19 protein-coding genes (1 of these 19 running past the window's edge) are annotated in these 17,839 nt (G+C 43.5%); 4 read left to right on the forward strand and 15 right to left on the reverse strand.

Annotated elements, in window-relative coordinates; genetic code table 11:
• Nucleotides 1-47: 47 nt before the first annotated feature.
• Nucleotides 48-1,109 (reverse strand): sorbitol dehydrogenase, encoded by a 1,062-nt coding sequence (gene gutB / locus C5I45_RS16370; RefSeq protein ID WP_024084965.1) that lies wholly within the window; start codon nt 1,107-1,109, stop codon nt 48-50.
• Between the two features lie 200 nt (nt 1,110-1,309).
• Here gutB and C5I45_RS16375 point away from each other — a divergent pair, with 200 nt between their 5' ends.
• On the forward strand, nt 1,310-3,787 hold the full coding sequence (locus tag C5I45_RS16375) for a tetratricopeptide repeat protein (protein ID WP_107994516.1): 2,478 nt from the start codon (nt 1,310-1,312) through the stop codon (nt 3,785-3,787).
• 86 nt (nt 3,788-3,873) lie between these two features.
• Here C5I45_RS16375 and C5I45_RS16380 read toward each other — a convergent pair whose 3' ends face one another.
• The 5 genes from C5I45_RS16380 to groES form a co-directional block, all read right to left on the reverse strand.
• On the reverse strand, nt 3,874-4,320 hold the full coding sequence (locus tag C5I45_RS16380; RefSeq protein WP_107994517.1) for a hypothetical protein: 447 nt from the start codon (nt 4,318-4,320) through the stop codon (nt 3,874-3,876).
• A 19-nt stretch (nt 4,321-4,339) separates the two neighbouring features.
• Nucleotides 4,340-6,529, reverse strand: coding sequence for a hypothetical protein (locus C5I45_RS16385; RefSeq protein ID WP_107994518.1), 2,190 nt, complete (start codon nt 6,527-6,529; stop codon nt 4,340-4,342).
• Between the two features lie 89 nt (nt 6,530-6,618).
• A complete protein-coding gene (locus C5I45_RS16390; protein ID WP_107994519.1) occupies nt 6,619-6,915 on the reverse strand; it encodes a hypothetical protein in 297 nt (98 codons plus the stop codon).
• Between the two features lie 223 nt (nt 6,916-7,138).
• Nucleotides 7,139-8,773 carry a chaperonin GroEL gene (gene groL / locus C5I45_RS16395; RefSeq protein WP_003155941.1) on the reverse strand — a complete coding sequence of 545 codons (1,635 nt, stop codon included), beginning with the start codon at nt 8,771-8,773 and terminating at the stop codon, nt 7,139-7,141.
• 41 nt (nt 8,774-8,814) lie between these two features.
• Nucleotides 8,815-9,099: a co-chaperone GroES gene (gene groES / locus C5I45_RS16400; RefSeq protein WP_003155970.1), complete on the reverse strand. Its 285-nt coding sequence runs from the start codon at nt 9,097-9,099 to the stop codon at nt 8,815-8,817.
• 236 nt (nt 9,100-9,335) lie between these two features.
• Between groES and C5I45_RS16405 the strand changes: the two genes are divergently transcribed.
• Nucleotides 9,336-10,070, forward strand: coding sequence for a CPBP family intramembrane glutamic endopeptidase (locus tag C5I45_RS16405; RefSeq protein ID WP_024084962.1), 735 nt, complete (start codon nt 9,336-9,338; stop codon nt 10,068-10,070).
• Nucleotides 10,067-10,258 carry a YdiK family protein gene (locus C5I45_RS16410; protein ID WP_003155975.1) on the forward strand — a complete coding sequence of 64 codons (192 nt, stop codon included), beginning with the start codon at nt 10,067-10,069 and terminating at the stop codon, nt 10,256-10,258. Before C5I45_RS16405 ends, C5I45_RS16410 begins: the two co-directional genes overlap by 4 nt.
• A gap of 41 nt (nt 10,259-10,299) precedes the next feature.
• Here C5I45_RS16410 and tatC read toward each other — a convergent pair whose 3' ends face one another.
• The 4 genes from tatC to moaC are packed head-to-tail and all read right to left on the reverse strand — an operon-like array spanning nt 10,300 to nt 12,410.
• Nucleotides 10,300-11,058 carry a twin-arginine translocase subunit TatC gene (tatC, locus tag C5I45_RS16415; RefSeq protein WP_007609791.1) on the reverse strand — a complete coding sequence of 253 codons (759 nt, stop codon included), beginning with the start codon at nt 11,056-11,058 and terminating at the stop codon, nt 10,300-10,302.
• A gap of 6 nt (nt 11,059-11,064) precedes the next feature.
• Complete coding sequence (locus tag C5I45_RS16420) at nt 11,065-11,235, reverse strand: twin-arginine translocase TatA/TatE family subunit (protein WP_003155981.1); 171 nt, start codon at nt 11,233-11,235, stop codon at nt 11,065-11,067.
• An 18-nt stretch (nt 11,236-11,253) separates the two neighbouring features.
• The gene (locus C5I45_RS16425; RefSeq protein WP_003155984.1) at nt 11,254-11,901 is read right to left on the reverse strand and encodes a redox-sensing transcriptional repressor Rex; all 648 of its coding nucleotides are present in this window, start codon (nt 11,899-11,901) and stop codon (nt 11,254-11,256) included.
• Nucleotides 11,898-12,410, reverse strand: a complete 513-nt coding sequence (gene moaC, locus C5I45_RS16430) for a cyclic pyranopterin monophosphate synthase MoaC (protein WP_003155986.1) — start codon at nt 12,408-12,410, stop codon at nt 11,898-11,900. Before moaC ends, C5I45_RS16425 begins: the two co-directional genes overlap by 4 nt.
• A 139-nt stretch (nt 12,411-12,549) precedes the next feature.
• Here moaC and C5I45_RS16435 point away from each other — a divergent pair, with 139 nt between their 5' ends.
• On the forward strand, nt 12,550-14,478 hold the full coding sequence (locus C5I45_RS16435) for an ABC-F family ATP-binding cassette domain-containing protein (protein WP_025853948.1): 1,929 nt from the start codon (nt 12,550-12,552) through the stop codon (nt 14,476-14,478).
• A 223-nt stretch (nt 14,479-14,701) separates the two neighbouring features.
• Here C5I45_RS16435 and tsaD read toward each other — a convergent pair whose 3' ends face one another.
• The 5 genes in view from tsaD to thiL are tightly spaced (at most 15 nt apart) and all read right to left on the reverse strand, a layout consistent with a single transcriptional unit that may run on beyond the window.
• Entirely contained in the window at nt 14,702-15,742 is a 1,041-nt protein-coding gene (tsaD, locus tag C5I45_RS16440) for a tRNA (adenosine(37)-N6)-threonylcarbamoyltransferase complex transferase subunit TsaD (protein ID WP_014304467.1), read from the reverse strand.
• The gene (rimI, locus tag C5I45_RS16445) at nt 15,735-16,190 is read right to left on the reverse strand and encodes a ribosomal protein S18-alanine N-acetyltransferase (RefSeq protein WP_003155993.1); all 456 of its coding nucleotides are present in this window, start codon (nt 16,188-16,190) and stop codon (nt 15,735-15,737) included. Before rimI ends, tsaD begins: the two co-directional genes overlap by 8 nt.
• Nucleotides 16,191-16,200: 10 nt before the next feature.
• A complete protein-coding gene (gene tsaB / locus C5I45_RS16450) occupies nt 16,201-16,890 on the reverse strand; it encodes a tRNA (adenosine(37)-N6)-threonylcarbamoyltransferase complex dimerization subunit type 1 TsaB (protein WP_025853946.1) in 690 nt (229 codons plus the stop codon).
• Nucleotides 16,871-17,347, reverse strand: coding sequence for a tRNA (adenosine(37)-N6)-threonylcarbamoyltransferase complex ATPase subunit type 1 TsaE (gene tsaE / locus C5I45_RS16455; RefSeq protein WP_003155999.1), 477 nt, complete (start codon nt 17,345-17,347; stop codon nt 16,871-16,873). The genes tsaB and tsaE overlap by 20 nt, the downstream gene beginning before the upstream one ends.
• Nucleotides 17,348-17,362: 15 nt before the next feature.
• On the reverse strand, nt 17,363-17,839 hold the end of the coding sequence (gene thiL / locus C5I45_RS16460; protein WP_107994520.1) for a thiamine-phosphate kinase. 501 nt of this gene lie beyond the right edge of the window; the window shows 477 of its 978 coding nt (coding positions 502-978); the start codon falls outside the window, past its right edge; the stop codon is at nt 17,363-17,365.

Here is a 17,839-nt window from a genome sequence, read left to right on the forward strand (position 1 = left end):
CATTTTCGATAAGCAAGAGGGAGAATGCAAAGATCCTCCCCGTTCACTCAGCGATTTGGATACACCATCACTTTTAAGCATTCATTTTTGTATTGAAAGGCGCGTTCCATCGCCTCTTGCGTCTTCTCCAGCGGATATTGGTCCGTTACAAGATGCTTCGTGTCCACTATGCCGGAAGCGAGAAATTCAATTCCCTTCGGATACGTATTCGCATAACGGAAGATTCCGTATATATCAATCTCGTTATCCGCAATAAACGGCACATTGAGCGGGATCTCGTTCTGAGAAGGCAAACCGACAATCGCCAGTTTTCCGCCCCGGCGCACGGAAGCCAGTGCGGATTGCAATGCTGCCGGATTCCCCGCTGTTTCCCAGGCAGCATCAACGCCTCTGCCATTCGTGATCGTTTTGATTTCTTCACCGGCATCCTGTTCCCGGACATTGATGACATGCGTCGCGCCCATTTTTTTCGCGGCATCTAACCGCAGCGGCTCCAAGTCGGTCACAATAATTGTGCCTGCCCCGTATGCTTTCGCTGCCGCAACGGCCATCAGCCCCACAGGACCCATTCCCATGATCGCAACCGTTGAACCGGGCTGAAGCTTCGTTCTCGCGGCCGCATGAATGCCGACAGAAAACGGTTCGATCAAAGCCGCATCTTCATAGGAAAGTGAATCCGGAATCGAAAAAACAAAGTCCTGGCGCATTTTGATATATTGGACAAACGCGCCGTCAACCGGCGGTGTCGCCAAAAACTGTACATCCGGGCAAAGATTATAACGCCCTTCTTTGCACGCTTCACAGCGCCCGCATGTGACACCGGGTTCGACGGCGACCCGGTCTCCTATTTTAAATTGATCGACAGACGATCCGACGGCGGCAATTTCTCCCGCGCATTCATGACCGAGGATAAATGGTTTTTCCACTACATAATTGCCTATTCTGCCATTTGTATAGTAATGCAGATCAGATCCGCAAATTCCGACAGCCATCACCTTAATCAACACTTCATCATGATTGATGTCAGGCACGGGCAATGTTTCGATTTTGATTTCTCTCGTGTTGTGCATAACCGCCGCTTTCATGTTTTGAGGCACTGTGTGAGTCATTTGGCAAAATCCTTTCTCTGCTTTGAAATGTAAGTGCATACATTTTTGTTTTCTCTGTTACTGCCCCTATTTTATCTGCTTTTCCATACGTTCAACAGCCTTTCCTGCTGTATAAAAGGACAGCCGCACTGTACTTTTTATTTTTTCATATACAAAAAACACTGAATTGATAAAATAGTACTAATAGGAGGTGCAGGCTAATGGCTGAACTAGAAAACCGGACACAATTTGCAGAACTGCTGGCACCTGCCGTCAAATCGCTGAAACTTCATCCTGATTATAAAGTCAGAAGGAAAAAGAACGAAAAAACAGGACAGTCTTATATCGATCAAATCGCACTCCGATTAGGCGTTTCCTCTAACACGATCAAAAGCTGGATCGGACAGATGGGCGCAAACTACATTCCCGGACGAATTGACGACGGAAAGCTGTTCGGCATGATTTGGATCATTATCGAAAAGACTGACATGGATCCTGAATGGCTGACCGGCCTTCTGGAAACCACCACCATTCCCGTCATCAAACCCGCATTGCCCGTTTGGACGGCGTCTTGTCTAAAAAAAGCAAAAATACGCCGGAAAGACGGATCATTCGGAGCGCCGACTGATGAAGATGTTGAAAAAGCAGTAAAGCGGCTGTTTCATGACAGACCCGGCCATGAAACGAATGCGCTTACAGAACAGCCCGTCACGCATAACTTACCGTCACGCCGGACCGGGAACTTTATCGGACGCGGCTTTGATATAGAGGCGATCCGGCAATGGATGCTGTCTCCGTCACCGGTCTGTTTAATCACAGGCTGGGCCGGCATGGGAAAAACAACAATCGCTCTTGAAGCAGCCTACCTTTGTGCCGGCGGTTCACCAGATTGGCCTGCATTCAACAGCATCATTTGGATCAGCGCTGACTGGAAAGGATTGAGCTTCAGCGATTTTTTAAACACGATCGCCTATCAGCTCGGACGCGCAGAACAAATCGACAAATCCATCAACGAAAAACGGTTCGTCGTCCGTAATGCATTAGCCGCTCATTCAAACGAAAAACCGGTATTGCTGATCGTTGACAGCATTGATACAGCGGAACATGACATTCACGAATTTATCATCGGTCTTCCGGAAGGCGTAAAAGTTCTCCTTACGGCACGGGAAAACGTAAAACAGACATACCGGGACGGCCTCGGGGAACTGGCGGCCATCCAGCTGAGCGGCCTTGAACAAACGGATGCCCTTGAATTTTTCCATCAAGAAGTGCACCGCTGTCTGCAAACATGCAACCTCCCGCAAAAACGGGAAAAGCTGGAGCAGCTGCTGCGGCTATCGCCTGACCTTAAGAATGAATTCGTCTCGGCAGCCGCCGGCAACCCGAAGGCCATGGCACTGAGCATTGCATACATGTCAGACGACGACATCCCCGCTCCCCAGCTCATTCAAGAACTTAAACAAGCGGGCTACTCATTATTGGAATTGTTTGAGGTTCTCTTTGGGCGCACATGGGACAGATGTCATGAAGACACACGGAAACTATGGCAGACGCTTTGCTTTTTCGCTAAGCCCCCTGATGAAAAAAGCTTGGCTCAAGCGGCCGGATTAGACGTCCGGCGGTTTCATTACGCCATTGAGCAAATGCGGTCATATGCTTTAATACAGCCGGAACGAAGCGAAGGAAGAATTCAATACGCAGCCCATCAAACCGTTGTCGCTTATGGAGAACAGCACTTATCCGAAAATCACGAATTTGAAAAAGGAGCCCGCAGCCGCTGGGCGCATTATTATATCGATTATGCGGAAACCCATATAAAGCGGGAACAGCCCAATTCTGTCTATTGGAGCTATCTGCTGGGACGGAATTTAGAGCAAATGAAAAAGGAATGGCCGAACATCCTAAAGGTCATCGAATGGTCGAGTGAAACCGGACAACATGACATCCTGATCAAACTCATCATCCGCATCAGCCATTTTCTAAGCAGAATCAACCTGCCCCTGCGAATCGAATACGGATTAAAAGCAGCCGATGCCGCCCGTCAATCAGGCGAACACACGCGGGAAGCCTACTTCAGGATCGACACGGCAGGCTGGGCGCTGATGGAAGTCAACGATTCAGACGGAGCCCTCAGGCAAATAGAAGCCGGCCTGAAGATACTCGAACAATCAGGCGCGCCGGATCACGACGACTTGAAAGTATGGGGAATCGCCCTGCAATCGAGGGTGCTGTTAAAAACCGGAGAACCGGACAAAGCGGCAGCAATGCTGGACGGCATCAAAGATCAGCCCGTCTCCCCCATTATCCGGCACAGGGTTCTACTGGTCCGCGGCGACCTGAGTTTCGCCCGCTCTCACTACGAAGAAGCCATCACATTATACGAAGCGGCAAACACAACCAGCGCCGCATACGGCGGCGAAAAAACGATAGAAGCCTATTTCAACCTGGGCATGGCTTACGTCAAGTGTGATCAACTCGAAAAAGCGGAAAAAGCCTTTGAGCAGATGCTCTATGACAAACATAACGCCAATCAGGTTGAACTGATCTACTATCATTACGGAATGGCACAGCTGTTGTATCGTAAAGGAGAAAATACGAAAGCGATGGAATCGAATCAAAAGGCCATTCGTCTGATTGATTCGTGGGAGCCTGGGATTGGGATTCGGGATGAGGTGGAAGGATTAAATACGTTGATTTGAAGATTCGCTAGATCCACCAAAATAATTCATAGATTCATAAAATATAACAACGAAACTCATATCGGGTTTCGTTGTTATATTACAAGTTATGATAGTTTTAAATTTTCAAGTCTCATTGAATCATTATTTAACTGAAACCTTAAATTATAAGCAGTCCACAATATTTTGTTTTCTCCCTCAGAACAAAAATTCCCCAGTTGGAAATTTTCTATAAGTTCTTGTTTAAATCTTAAAGTACCCATTTTTTTATATCTCTTTAATCTTGGAGGAAGACATGTTAAATTCATTATTTCTTTTATAAAATTATCGGTAATAAAATACTCGTAACTTAAAAGAGTTATTTCTTCAATAATTTCATTATTATTGACTGTTACCAAAGCAACTTTATCAAGAAAAGTAAAACTCAAATATTTATCATTAGTAGTAAATACAAAATCCTCATTATAAAGTGAAGATATTTTCATATCAATATTCCTTTTAAAGTAATTGATATATGCATCAAATGCATTTTTACTAACTGATAACTGTTTCATTGTATGTCAATTCACCTTTCTAGATTAAATCTTCATCCATAAATTCATTTACAGCATCAGTATCTAATTGATCATACTCTCGAACATTTCTATTTAATATTTTCTTAAAAACTTTATCTACGATTTCAGGGGTTATCACTTCTTGTGAAAACATCTGAATAAGGTATTTACTGAAGATATTTCTAGAATTTGATAGATGAACATAGTTATCTCTATACAGTTTATGGATTTTCAATAATACATCCAAAGTAATAAATACAGGCCTAGCATTTGAGTTTTCTCCCAAATTCTCATAGAAATGCTCTTGCATAGTTGTAAATTGTGCCTCTTTAAATTTATTAGAAATAAAAATATGACCCGTCAGCTCTTTCTTATCGCTAAAATTTTTAATAATATCATTATCATTTAATTTATTTACATATTCTGTAGCTTTTCTCTGTTCACTTTTTGTTAAATTGTAGCCTTTATTGTCCTCATTTAGCTTACAGTCATAAGAAAAAACACGTTTGATTTCGTTTTCTGTTGCACCACGTTGAAAATGGGTAATTGCAAAAATTCCTTCAGGAAGAGCTTTTCCACTAGCCTCCTTTCCCCACTTTATAGAGTTTGGAAACAAATCTTTAAGAATTGCATAAATGTCATCTTCAAATTTTTTATTAGTATACTTCTTTGAACTAATAAGAGATGGACTTTCAACAATTGAACTCAAAGAGGTTGCTGCAATACTAGCTGCATTATGGACGTAAGATTTAAATCTTTGCTTTAAATTTGATATTACTTTAGAGTACAAGTATGGGAACATTTGTTCCTCTCTTACATATATATTACCAAATGTAATAGAGTGTAGGCAATCACTATTATAAGAATGAGAAAATTTTTCTAATTGACCAATTAAAATTATAATTGTTGGTGTCATCATCGTTTTTAATCTATTTATAATTGAAAGGGGTATACTCTGATCAGTAATTAATACCTGAAATGTTTCATCTTGTTCTTTATGTTTTAGGTTGAAAAAGCTATAAAGTTCATTCTCACCTAGAACTAAATTTGATTCACCTTTAGATATATCCCAACTATCTAATTTCTTCAAAGATTTTCTAATAAATGCTTTAATTGATTTTAAATTCAAGCTATACTCATTTATATTCTTTATTTTCAAATCTGGGTTTTCACATTCTGGACATCCATTATTCAAATCTATCTCTTCCGTAATTTCACGCTCCAAATTACATATTGAACAATAAAAATTTCTCTTAACTATAGGATCAATTATTGAATTTTCTTTGAGTTCTTGAAGAACTTCCAAAGCATCTGAATCTAAATTATCTTCCTTTTTTATTCCCATTATATAATCCACTTTGTCTGCTTTGCCTGCTTCAAATTTTGAATTTATAATTTCTTGATTAAGTGGTATTCCAAACTTAAGATTGAAATTCTTCACGATATTTTGTTTAGTTTCTTCATCTAACCTACTATCGTTCATTGTAAATAAAACATTGCCGCTCTCCAAAATAATGGATCGGATGCTCCTACTTTTTCCTTTAGATTTTATTGTTAGGCTTTCTATATCCTTAAGGCTTTTTAGATTTATACAATTATTTATATGTGCATAAATAACTGATGGCCAAATATCCTGATTCTCCAACTCCAAAGTTACTTTTGGCGAGTTACTAATAGGACTTTCTCTAAAAGTTATTTTATTTACTATAAAATCATTAAGTTCAGCTTTATTGGGTGAAATGCCTTTAGTAAAAGCTATAATTACATCTTCCGGTGAATAATCATTAAAAATCTCCGTCTTTACTAATGTAGGATAGCATCCATTAAAATTTTCTTTAAAGTACTTTATAAGTCTTCCTTTTTCCTTTTCAGAAGCTCCCTTTATCTCTATGGTTTTCTCATCAACATCGATACAGAATAGCAGTGGAACTACTTCCTTATTTCTTAGTGCTTTGTCAAAGTCGGGACGAGTAGCATCATTGATTTGTTTATACAGTATAACAATAATCTTCGAATTTATATTCAAATAAGAAAAAACTTTGTACTTTCTGTCCACTCCTGCAAACAATGCATCTACTAAGGTCTCTTTATATTCATTCGGTATTTTTAAAGCTTCTTTTTTTGATATTTTCTTTTCAAAGGTATATAAGTCACCTGTATTCTTTATATCCCACGAGTAGAGAGTATAAATATCAATCATTGTTTGCAAGGAATTATCAATTAGATGCTTTAACTTAACTAAAGTTGAAGAATTAAATTGTTCAGTTTCACTCTCAAATTTGTATTTATAATACTTGTTTATTGCACTTCTTCTTCTATTTTTAAAATCTTGAAGAATAAGTATCTCTCTTTTTTGTCTAAGTCTATATTCAATAAAGAAGTAATATTATTCTCTTTTCTTTCGTCCACTCTTATATTGTATAAGATGCATAAATCAGCAATAACATCTTTTTTTTGTTTATTTAAAGTATTTTGCAATTGAGAATTGATAATGAGTGGCTCAAACTCCATTATTGAATCAATAGAAACCCCCAATTCTCTCCAAAATCTCTTATCAGCTAGATTTACATCTTGGTATTCTGAATTTAAAGACACTAAAGTTCACCCTTTTACAATTTTTATACTTTATTTGATAATACTATAAAATGTTTCGTTTTTTTACACTTTTTTGTTTTTTAGTATTAATCTGTATTACAAATTTTTTAAAAAAAGAGACCACTTCCTAAAATAGGAAGTGGTCTCTTTTTTATAGAGACTGTATTAATTGATCCCTGTTCATCAAAAAGGAACCAGTATGATACACTCAAAATGTCAATGATTACATCATTCCGCCCATGCCGCCCATGCCGCCCATGTCAGGCATTCCTGCGCCGCCGGCGTTTTCTTCCGGTTTGTCAGCGACAACGGCTTCAGTTGTTAAGAGCATTGCTGCTACAGAAGCTGCGTTTTGCAGGGCTGAACGTGTAACTTTTGTCGGGTCAACGATACCTTTTTCGATCATGTTTACCCATTCGCCAGTTGCAGCGTTGAAGCCTACGCCGATTTTTTCGTTTTTCAGGCGCTCAACGATGACAGATCCTTCAAGACCCGCATTGTGAGCGATTTGACGGATCGGCTCTTCAAGCGCGCGAAGCACGATGTTGATACCTGTTTGCGCATCGCCTTCAGCTTCCACTGCAGCGACTTTGTTGTATACGTTGACTAGCGCTGTACCACCGCCGGATACGATGCCTTCTTCAACAGCTGCGCGAGTTGAGTTGAGGGCGTCTTCGATGCGAAGTTTACGCTCTTTCAGCTCAGTTTCAGTCGCAGCGCCGACTTTGATGACAGCTACGCCGCCGGCAAGTTTCGCAAGACGCTCTTGTAATTTTTCTCTGTCGAATTCAGAAGTTGTTTCTTCCACTTGAGCGCGGATTTGGTTGACGCGAGCAGCGATTTTTTCAGTGTCGCCGGCGCCTTCTACGATTGTTGTGTTTTCTTTCGTTACTACAACTTTAGAAGCGCGTCCCAATTGTCCGATTTCAGTAGATTTCAGGTCAAGGCCTAAGTCTTCTGTGATTACTTCTCCGCCTGTAAGAACAGAGATGTCTTCAAGCATTGCTTTACGGCGGTCACCGAAGCCAGGAGCTTTAACGGCAACAGCGTTGAATGTGCCGCGAAGTTTGTTGACAACGAGTGTAGCAAGAGCTTCACCTTCAACATCTTCAGCGATCAGAAGCAATGGTTTGCCTTGCTGTACAACTTGCTCAAGCACAGGAAGGATTTCTTGAATGTTTGTGATTTTTTTGTCTGTGATTAAGATGTAAGGATTGTCAAGAACCGCTTCCATCTTATCAGAGTCAGTCACCATGTAAGGAGACGCATATCCGCGGTCGAATTGCATACCTTCCACAACTTCAAGCTCAGTTGTGAAGCCTTTAGACTCTTCGATTGTGATGACGCCGTCGTTTCCTACGCGCTCCATTGCTTCAGCGATAAGGCTTCCGACTTCCTCATCAGCAGCAGAGATCGCAGCAACCTGAGCGATAGACTCTTTGCCTTCGATCGGCTTAGAAATTTCTTTTAAGTTTTCGATTGCCACGGTTACGGCTTGTTCCATACCTTTACGTACGCCGACAGGGTTAGCTCCCGCAGTTACGTTTTTCAGGCCTTCGCGGATCATAGCCTGCGCAAGTACAGTCGCAGTCGTCGTACCGTCACCGGCAACGTCGTTTGTTTTGCTGGCTACTTCAGCTACAAGCTTCGCACCCATGTTTTCAAACGCGTCTTCAAGTTCAATTTCTTTTGCGATTGTCACACCGTCATTTGTAATTAACGGAGAACCGAATTTTTTCTCCAGAACCACGTTGCGTCCTTTTGGCCCTAAAGTTACTTTTACAGCGTCAGCAAGCGCATCGACACCGCGAAGCATAGCGCGGCGTGCTTCTTCACTAAACTTAATATCTTTTGCCATGTTAACGAAACCTCCTCGAATTTTTAAAAATATTTATTTGCTTAGCCGATTACAGCTAAAATGTCGCTTTCACGTAAGATTAAGTATTCAGTACCTTCGTATTTCACTTCAGTACCGGCGTATTTTGAGAAGATAATGCGGTCGCCCTCTTTTACTTCTAAAGCAACGCGCTCTCCGCTTTCCAACACGCGACCTGAACCGGCTGCCACGATTTTGCCTTCTTGCGGCTTTTCTTTTGCAGAATCCGGTAATACGATTCCGCTGGCAGTTTTTTCTTCAGATTCTACGAGTTCAATGACAACGCGATCACCTAATGGCTTTAACAATGTAATAACCTCCTCAATAGTATGAATATGTAATTTTAGCACTCAGCTCTAAAGAGTGCTAACACAGTTATTATAATAAAGAATCTCACTTCCAATTTCAAGTCATAAGAATAAAAAATTTTCACGCTTACATGATTCTCTCTCGCACTGATTTTCTCCTTTTTTCACGTCAAGTTCACTTGTGTTACAATAAGAACAAATAAGTTGATTTTATAGGATAAAGGAGTACATATCATTTGAGAAAACAGTATTGGTATATCATTTTGACATATGTTATCATGCAGCTTTCCGCATTGATCGGCATTCCTTTAATGTACAAATTCGGCTATGCGGGCGGGCACCCTACGAATGCGAATCTCACCATGGCTCAGGGGATTTATTCCGTCGTAAGCTTTTTTATCTGCCTGTTTATCGTTCTCTTGATTTTGAGAACCGCGCCGAAACAGACATTAAGAAACGGGAAGAAAGCATCCGCCGGCATGTCCGTTCTCTGGGCGGTCGCGGGAATATGGCTCGCTTTATTTTCTCAGGGAATCGCCGGGATGATTGAGCAGTATGTCTTTCATGTGGGCAGCGGTTCCGAAAACACGAAAGCCATTCTTAACATTATTAAAGCCATGCCGCTCATGATTATCGTTTCTTCTATCGTCGGGCCGATTCTTGAAGAAATCATTTTCCGGAAGATCATCTTCGGTGTATTATATGAAAAAACGAATTTCTTTATCGCCGGACTGATCAGTTCCGTCATTTTCGGCATTGTGCATCAAGACCTCACGCACCTGCTGCTGTATACGGCCATGGGCTTTACCTTTGCGTTCTTGTATGTGCAGACGAAACGGATTATTGTGCCGATATTCGCCCATGTCATGATGAATACCATTGTCGTGGTCATGCAGCTCGGCCCCGCCCAAAAATATATTGAACAGCATAGTGAGCAAATGCAATTAATTATTGGAGGATTGTTTGTATGAGGAACCCAATGACTTGGGGCTTGATTTATTTCGCAGTCGGCTGTATCTTTACGTATTTGGCCGCAAGCTCTCCGGGAAGCATGTGGTCTTTTTATTCCATACTGCTGATGGTTTTCGCCGCTTATAATATCAGCATCTCGTTTAAAATGTTCGCCTTCTCATTTAAAGTGAAGAAAAACCAAAAATAATAAAAGAAAAGCCATTTCTCATCATTGAGAAATGGCTTTTTTTATGCTGATACGTCCTGGTCAGATTCACTGCCGGTCTGCCTTTTCCGATACGCCGCTTTTGAAATCAGGATACTGATCTCGTATAAAATGCAAAGCGGAATGGTAATCATCAAATGAGACAGCAGCTCAGGCGGCGCAATCATCGCGGCGATCACGAGCAGCACAAAATATGCGTACTTCCTGATCTTCGATAAAAACCTCGGCGTGATAACACCGAGTCTCGTTAAAAACATGATCAGCACCGGCATCTGAAACAGCAGCCCGAACGGAATCGTCAGCTGCAGCAGAAAATGAAAGTACTCGGTGATCCCGATTACCTGGTTGACATCCAGGTCATTCGAGACCCGCTTCATAAAATCAACGACCAGCGGAAATAAAATATAATAAGAAAACGACACACCGCCGACAAACAGCACGATCGAAATCGGAATATAGCTGAGTGTTACTTTGCGCTCCTTCTCATACAGACCCGGACTGACAAACGCCCAAATCTGATAGAGAATAATCGGCGAAGTCAAAATGATGCCGATGATAAACGCGAACTGCAAAAAGATAAACAGCGGATCCGTCAGGTTAAAAGCATTAAGGGTGAGCTCTTTTACTTCATCGGCTTTTTGAAGATACACAATGATAGGTTTTGCCAGAAAAAAGCCGGCAATAAAGAAAACCGTAAAGGATAACGCCACAATCAGCAATCGTTTCCGAAGTTCGGCAATATGCTCCACAAGCGTCATTTGATTCACTCTCATACGCGTCATCCTATCTTACTGTTCTTCTTTCTTTTTTTCCTCTTCTTCACCGGCTAATCCCTTAGTAGCGTTCTTAAATTCACGAAGCGTGTCCCCCGCCGCTTTTCCTAATTCGGGAAGCTTCTTCGGACCGAAAATAATCACCGCCACCACACCGATAACCGCCAGGCTTCCAGGACCGATCATGTGCAGCTCCTCCTTTCGCTATTCAATTTCTTCCAAAACAGAATAATGCTTTAAGAAATAAACCAATGATTGAAGCTCTACTGCTAAATCTATATGATGAATTCGAATGTGATCCGGCACATTCAAACGGGCCGGCGTAAAGTTAAGGATTCCCTTGATTCCGAGCGACACGAGCCGGTCGGTGATTGACTGGGCGGCAACCGCCGGAACGGTAAGAATCGCCACGGGTTCATCCTTTATGTGAAGCTCTAAATCATTAAGATCAAAGACAGGCACACCGCCTACCTCAGTTCCTATTTTACTCTGATTCACATCAAAAGCCATAGATATTTTTGTGTTATTATTTTTTGTGAAATTATAGTGAAGAAACGCCGTCCCCAAATTCCCGACACCGATCAAAATGACGTTCGTCGTTTCATCCTGATCCAGTGTTTTTCTGAAAAATGACAGCAGGTAATCCACATTATAGCCGTATCCTTTTTTGCCGAGCGCCCCGAAATAGGAAAAATCCCGGCGGATCGTGGCCGAATCGACTTTTACCGCATCGCTCAGTTCAGCCGATGAAACGCGCTGCTTTCCTGACGCGTGTAAATTCTTTAAAAAGCGATAATAAAGCGGCAGCCGTTTTGCCGTCGCCTGTGGAATTTTTGATTGATCCTTGTTCATGATTGGTCCTCCACTTTATACTCAGATGCATCTCTTTTAAAATCACCGTTTTTGCCTCCTGTTTTTTCCATGAGGCAGGTCGGGCCGATGACCATTCCTTTATCCAGCGCCTTGCACATGTCATACACGGTCAAAGCGCAGACTGAAGCGGAAGTTAGCGCTTCCATTTCCACACCTGTACTCCCTTTCGTTTTTACGCTTGCCTGTATATGAAGAACGGCTTCGGAATCCTTTTCCTCCCAGCCGAATGAAATGTCGACGCTGCTTAAAGAAAGCGGGTGGCACATCGGGATAATCGCTGACGTCTGCTTTGCGGCCATAATTCCTGCCACCTGTGCGACAGCCAGCACGTCTCCTTTTCCGATCTCGCGGTTTTTGATTCTGCTGTACACGTCATGCTTCATGTGTACGCTGGATATCGCAGCGGCAGTACGGACTGTTGAAGATTTATCGCTTATATCCACCATGCGGGCACGGCCTTCTTCATTAAAATGAGAAAATCCATTCATATTTAAACTCTCCTTACTTCTGATCATACACTATTTTCTCCCTGATGTCTTTTCCTATAATGTTCCAATTCTGATGTATTGTTTGCTGACAGCAGGTTGATAAGCTACACTTAACTTATTATAACAGAGGTGAAATAATATGATGATCTTACAAATTAATCAGCTATCCAAATCTTTTGGCGCTGATCCTATTTTAAACAATATAAAGCTTGAAGTCAGATCTCGGGATCGCATCGCCATAGTAGGCAGAAACGGAGCCGGCAAATCAACTCTCCTTAAAATTATCGCAGGTCACCTTTCATATGAAAAGGGTGAATTAATCAAACCGAAAGAATTAACGATGGGATATCTTGCCCAGCACACAGGCTTGGAATCCCAGCTTACCATAAAAGAAGAACTGCTGAGCGTTTTTGATTTCCTGAAAGCAATGGAAAAAGAGATGCGCTCTATTGAAGAAAAGATGGCCACGGCCGCCCCCGCGGAGCTTGAAACGCTGATGAAAACCTATGACAGGCTTCAGCAGGATTTCAAGGATAAAGGCGGCTATCAATATGAAGCGGACGTCCGATCTATCCTTCACGGACTCGGCTTCGGAAAATTTGACGATTCCGTGAAAGTGCAAAGCCTGAGCGGCGGTCAGAAAACAAGGCTTGCGCTCGGAAAACTGCTGCTGACCCAGCCTGATCTGCTTATTCTGGATGAACCGACGAACCATCTCGACATCGATACGCTTACATGGCTTGAGCATTATTTACAGGGATATTCAGGCGCAATCCTGATCGTTTCCCACGACAGATACTTTCTTGATAAAGTCGTCAGCCAAGTGTACGAGGTCTCACGGACAGAAAGCAAAAAATACCTCGGCAACTACAGCGCCTATTTAGAACAAAAAGCTGAGCAGTATGAGAAAGACCTGAAGCTGTATGAAAAACAGCAGGACGAAATCGCCAAGCTTCAAGATTTTGTCGACCGCAATCTGGCCAGAGCTTCTACAACGAAAAGAGCCCAAAGCAGACGAAAACAGCTTGAACGGATGGACGTCATGGCAAAGCCGCTCGGGGATGAGAAATCCGCCGCCTTCCGTTTTGACATTACAAAACAGAGCGGAAACGACGTCCTGCGCGTACAGGATGTTTCCATCAGCTATGACGGCCAGCCGCCGCTCTTGAAAAACCTGACCTTCGGCATTACAAGAGGCGAAAGCGCCGCCCTCGTCGGACCGAACGGAATCGGCAAATCAACCTTGCTGAAAACGATTATGAATACAATCAGTCCGGAATCCGGGTCGATCACGTACGGTTCCAATGTCACAATCGGCTATTACGATCAGGAGCAGGCTGAACTGACCTCGTCCAAACGCGTGCTGGACGAGCTGTGGGATGAATATCCGGACATGGCGGAAAAAGAGATCAGAACATGCCTCGGCAACTTTCTGTTCAGCGGAGACGATGTCCTGAAACCGGTCCGTTCGTTAAGCGGCGGTGAGAAAGCAAGAGTCGCGCTTGCCAAGCTGATGCTTCAAAAAGCAAATTTTCTCATCCTTGATGAGCCGACAAACCACCTTGACCTGGACAGTAAAGAGGTGCTGGAAAACGCCCTGATCGACTACCCGGGAACCCTGTTATTTGTATCGCATGACCGCTACTTTATTAACAGGATCGCCACAAGAGTGCTGGAGCTGTCACCTGATCATGCAGAAGAATATTTGGGAGACTATGACTATTACACCGAGAAAAAAGCACAGCAGCTGGAACTGGAAGAAATGAAGCGTCAGGAAAAGGAGCAGGCTCAGCCTGCCGGCAAGGTCAAACAGGATACGAAAAGAACTTACGAGGAAGAAAAAGAATGGAAGAAGAAAGAACGGCAGCGCCTGAGACGCATTGAAGAAATCGAAGCGGCCGTCTCATCCGCCGAAGAGAAAATCAGTGCCAATGAGGAGCTGCTGTGCGATCCTGACGTGTATCAGGATCATGAAAAAGTACAGACCATTCACGCGGAGAATGAAGCCCTGAATCAAGAGCTCGAAAACTTATTAGCAGAATGGGAGGAACTCTCCTCAGAAGAATAGAAAAAGTCAAGCACCTCTTTAAGAGGTGCTTTTTTATCCACAGCTATCCTCCTTGTCAGCCATTTAAGTAAGCGTTTTATACACACTATCCACAAAATTTTCTGACTTTATCCACTTTACTAACAACTTTCAGTCCCTTATCCAGACTGGATTTCTGAATATATTCACAATCCTGTGGATATGTTAGAATTATCTGTTAATAAGTAAAAAAAAGCCTCACGTTTTACAACGTGAGACGATCAAAGGATGTTAATTCCAAACCGGGCTGTCCGTTCATATCGTACGAGCCCCGGATCCCCTTTTCAAAAGCAACGGTTCCGGCAGCCGCAATCATCGCTGCATTGTCCGTGCATAAAGAAAGCGGCGGGATGACAAGCTCGGGATCTCCCGAATGGCTGAATTCCCGCTGCAGTGCGGCTCTCAACCCTTTGTTAGCGGCTACGCCCCCTGCAAGCAGCACTTGTTTAACCCCGTATTCTTTCGCGGCCTTAGAGGTTTTTGCCGTCAGTACATCAATGACACTCTGCTGAAAGCTTGCGGCAAGATCCTCCGGAGGAATCACCTCATTTTTTTGCGAGGCGTTATGAAGCGTGTTAATCACGGCTGATTTCAGGCCGCTGAAGCTGAAATTGTAAGACCCTTCTTCCAGCCACGCACGCGGAAGCGGAATGGAATCCGTTCCCGCAGCAGCCAGCTTATCAATCTGCGGCCCTCCCGGATAAGGAAGCCCCATCGTTCTTGCCACTTTGTCGTAAGCTTCGCCTGCGGCATCATCCAGCGTTTCACCGATAACCTCGAATGAACCGTGCTCTTTCATATAAACCAATTCCGTATGTCCGCCTGACACAACCAAAGCAAGCGCCGGGAACTGAAGCTCTCCTATCAGCCTGTTTGCATAAATATGGCCCGCAATGTGATGGACGCCGACTAACGGTATTTGATGGGCAAAGCTTAACGCCTTTGCCGCATTGACCCCGATTAACAGGGCTCCGACAAGTCCGGGTCCTTCCGTTACGGCAATCGCATCAAGATCATCAAAGCCCATCTCCGCCTTTGAAAGAGCTTCCTCAATCACAAGGGTAATCTGCTCCACATGATGTCTGGACGCTATTTCAGGCACGACCCCGCCGAAACGTTTATGGCTTTCAATTTGAGAAGCGACAACGTTTGAAATGATGTCTTTTCCGTTTTTCACGACTGAGGCCGCAGTTTCATCACAGCTTGTTTCGATTCCTAATACATAAATATCTTGTTTTTCACTCATGTAATGTCACCCACATTAATAACGCATCTTCCCCGTTATCTGTATAGTATTGTTTTCTGATTCCTCCGGCCTGAAGACCGAATTTCTTATATAAGGATTGGGCGGGATGATTTGAGACCCTGACTTCGAGAGAGAGCCTTCTTGCCTTTTTTTCTCTGCACAATTCTATCGCAGAGCGAAACAGCGCTTCTCCCAACGATTGGCCCCGATATTCCGGCTTAATGGCTATGTTCGTAATCTGCGCGTCATCTATAATAATCCAGATTCCGCAATACCCCGCCAGACAGCCGTCCTTTTCAATGACAAGGTAGTGGGCATACGGATTTTCCAAAAGCTCATGATAAAATGAATCCTTCGTCCACGGAGAAGTAAAGGATGCTGTTTCAATTTCATAAATTTGATCAATATCTTCCGGCCGCATGCTTCGTATCGCCGTTTTCGTTTTCATCCCTATCACCCTATTTTTGAGATTCCATCCATTTCGCTTCAGCCTCTGCCAGACGCAAATAATCCGGAACAAGGCTGTGGACATCCGCTTCTTCTTTTTCCAAGCCTAAAAACGCCAGCTCTGACGGCCGCGGATTATGCTGTGCAGCCGTTCCTATCACTGCTTGAGATGTCAGCCCATGCAGAATGGTTTCTTCATGAATGGCTGTATCATGCCCTAAAAATAAAACCGGAGACGCTTTTTCTTTCAGCATGCCGAGCCAATCAGTCAAAAGGACATTCTGATCAGGAAGAACGGATTGTAAGCGGCCGTCCTGATATTCATAAAGCCCCGTATATACCTGTCCGCGCCGGGCATCAAATAACGGGCAGATCAGTCCTTGAAAGTGCCGTCCGTTAGCCGCCAGCACCTCCAGGCTCGAGACAGCGGAAACCGGAAGCTTCAGCGACCATGCTAATGTTTTTGCCAGCGTCACACCGATTCTGACACCTGTGTACGATCCCGGTCCTTTCGCCACCGCTATTTTCGTAAGGTCCTGCGGTGTTAGGCCGCAATCCTTCAGCAATGAATTGACAGCAGGCATCGCCCGCACGGAATGATTCTTTTTTAAATATGTAATATACTCCGCCATCACCGTTTTCTCTCGAACGAGCGCGGCACCCAGCGTGTAATTTGACGTATCAATTGCCAGTATTGTCATGTTTATTTATCTCCTCACAAAGCGTTTCATACCGTGTTCCGCAAGCCGTAAAGGTAATGTCCCTTGCCTCATCACCGGCTCTCTTGATGACGATCTGCAGCCGTTCAGCAGGCAGCTGATCCTGAATTAAATGAGCCCATTCAATTAAACAGACGCCTTGTCCCTCAAAATATTCTTCAAGCCCTAAGTCTTCGCTTTCATCCTCCATACGATACACGTCCATATGATATAGAGGAATCGAACCGTCATGGTATTCTTTTATAATTGTAAAAGTCGGGCTGTTTACCACTCTCGTGATTCCCAGTCCTTCGGCAAAACCCTTTGTAAAAGTCGTTTTTCCCGCGCCTAAGTCGCCTTCCAGTGTCAAAATGTCTCCCGGCTTTGCCAAAGAAGCGGCAAGCTTGGCTACGGCTTTCGTTTCTTCGGGGTTTTTCGTTCTCCATTGTAATGTCTTCAAAGTGAGTCACCCGTCTTATTTAAAATGATTGTATCCTTTTTTCTCAAGGACGATTTGTCTCTGATCATTGGCTGTCAAAAGAACACATGCTTCCTTCCGTTCAGATACCGCCCCTATCTTCGCAATCGGAATGCCCGATTGAGTGCAGTAATCAAGCAGAGAGGTCCACTCTTGCTGAGAAACCGTTCCAACCAATTCAAAATCTTCACCGCCGAATAACACCCATTTCTTCCACTCAGAATCTGCCTCAGGCAAATCCGGATGCACCGGCAGAAGTTGTTCTTCAATTTCTATCGTAACTGAACTTGCCGCAGCTATTTCATGCAGCTCACTGGCCAATCCGTCACTGATATCATTCAGAGCCGCGCGCTGAAGCTGAGAGCAGAAGCGGCCGACTTGAACTCTCGGAACGGGCCGTTTATGTTTTCGGATAAAATAATCACTCGTGTGAAAAGCAGAAGGAAGTGTTTCTCCCAACAAAAGAGACAGTCC

This window comes from Bacillus sp. ZY-1-1 (genome assembly GCF_003047165.1).
Classification (GTDB): domain Bacteria; phylum Bacillota; class Bacilli; order Bacillales; family Bacillaceae; genus Bacillus; species Bacillus velezensis.